Origin of the sequence: Paraburkholderia sp. Ac-20336, from assembly GCF_017105025.1 — a bacterium.
In the GTDB taxonomy this organism is placed as follows: domain Bacteria; phylum Pseudomonadota; class Gammaproteobacteria; order Burkholderiales; family Burkholderiaceae; genus Paraburkholderia.
The window spans coordinates 1-1885 of record NZ_JAAGPS010000280.1 but is presented as its reverse complement, the minus strand read 5'-3'; the positions used below and the strand labels follow the sequence as shown (position 1 = coordinate 1885).

The following is a 1885-nucleotide window of genomic DNA, read 5'->3' as shown; positions in this document are numbered from 1 at the left end:
GGTCGACGCGGCGCTCGCGTTCGTCGCGGCCACGCCCTGCGAGCTCGTCACGCTCCCGCTCGAAGACCTGCTCGCGCTCGTCGAGCAGCCGAACCTGCCGGGCTCGATCGACGAGCATCCGAACTGGCGCCGCCGCATGACGCTGCCGGTCGATGCGATGTTCGACGACGCCGCGTTCAGCGAGCGCCTGCGCGAGATCGACCGCGTGCGCCGCGCCGCCGCTTCGGTGCCGGCCGGCGCGCCGGATTCGGATGCTTCGGCCTCTTCCGCTTCCCCGGCTTCCCCGGCTTCGGCTTCGGCTCCGGCTTCGACTTCGGCGCGCCCCGCTACCCCTTCATCCAACGCTTCTTCGGAGCCCGACACGCCATGACCGTCCCACGCTCCACCCTACGCCTGCAGTTCCATCGAGGCTTCACGTTCGACGACGCCGCGCGCCACGTCGAATACTTTGCCGCGCTCGGCATCAGCCACCTGTACGCATCGCCGATCACGACGGCCGAGCCCGGCTCGACGCACGGCTACGACACCGTCGACTACACCGACGTCAGCGCCGAATGCGGCGGCGAGGCGGGCTTGCGGCGCCTCGTCGAAAAGCTGCGCGCGCACGACATGGGCCTCATCGTCGATATGGTGCCGAACCATATGGGCGTCGGCGGATCGAGCAACGCGTGGTGGCTCGACATCCTCGAATGGGGGCGCCACAGCGCGTATGCGCGCCACTTCGACGTCGACTGGCATTCGCCCGACCCCGCCTTGCGCGGCAAGGTGCTGCTGCCGATGCTCGGCGCGCCCTACGGCGAGGAGCTTGCCGCGGGCCGCATCGCGCTGCATTTCGCGGCCGACAGCGGGCGCTTTGATGTTCGCTACGGCCCGCACGTATTCCCGGTGTGCCCGATCGATTACGCGGCGATCCTGCTGAGCGCCGAGCGCGCCGATCTGGGCGCGCTCGCCAACCGCTTTCAGGGACTCACGACGCAGCCCGCCGATCAGCCGCGCGCGGCCGTTGCGCGCGACGCGCTGCGCGAGTTCGCGGCGCGCAACGGCGCCGCGGAGCTCGACTTCGTGCTCGAAGCGTATGCGCCGGAAGACCCGGTCACGCGCGACCGGCTGCATCGGCTGCTCGAACGGCAGCACTTCCGGCTCGCGTGGTGGCGCACCGCGTCCGACGAAGTGAACTGGCGGCGCTTCTTCGACATCTCGACGCTCGCGGGCGTGCGTATCGAGCGGCCCGAGGTGTTCGACGCGGTGCATGCGCTGATCTTCCGGCTGTATCGCGAAGGGCTCGTCGACGGTCTGCGCATCGATCACGTCGACGGACTCGCCGAGCCGCGCGAATACTGCCAGCGCCTGCGGCAACGGCTCGCCGAGTTGCGCGACACGGCGCCGTACGTCGTGGTCGAGAAGATTCTCGGCCACGACGAGCCGCTGCGCGACGACTGGCCCATCGACGGTACGACCGGCTACGACTTCATGAACGACGTCGGCGCGCTGCTGCACGATCCGGCCGGCGCCGAACCGCTCGCGCGCACATGGGTCGAGCTGACCGGCCGCGCCGCGCATTTCGCCGACGAAGCGCTCGCCGCGCGCCGCAAGATTCTCGCGGAAAACCTCGCGGCGGAACTCGATCGCGCCGCGCGCGCATTGCACCGCATCGCGCGCGATTCGCTAGCGACGCGCGACTTCACGTTCACGACGCTGCGCCGCGTGCTGACCGAACTGGTCGTGCATTTCCCGGTGTACCGCATCTATCCGCAGAACGGCTTGCGCAGCGCCGCCGACAACGTCTACTTCGACGCGGCGCTCGCCCGCGCGCGGGCGACGCTGCCGCGCGCCGATCATGCCGCGCTCGAGCGCGTGAACGCATGGCTCGGCGGCAGCGCCGAAG

At 70.2% G+C, this 1885-nt stretch carries 2 protein-coding genes; both read left to right on the top strand.

Translation table 11 applies throughout. The features are described from left to right. On the top strand, positions 1–370 hold a 370-nt coding region (locus GXB81_RS31020), incomplete at its 5' end, for a 4-alpha-glucanotransferase (RefSeq protein WP_205991210.1). After that, positions 367–1885, top strand: a 1519-nt coding sequence (gene treY / locus GXB81_RS31015; protein ID WP_205991209.1) for a malto-oligosyltrehalose synthase, incomplete at its 3' end; no start/stop codon positions are given. The genes GXB81_RS31020 and treY, both read left to right, overlap by 4 nt.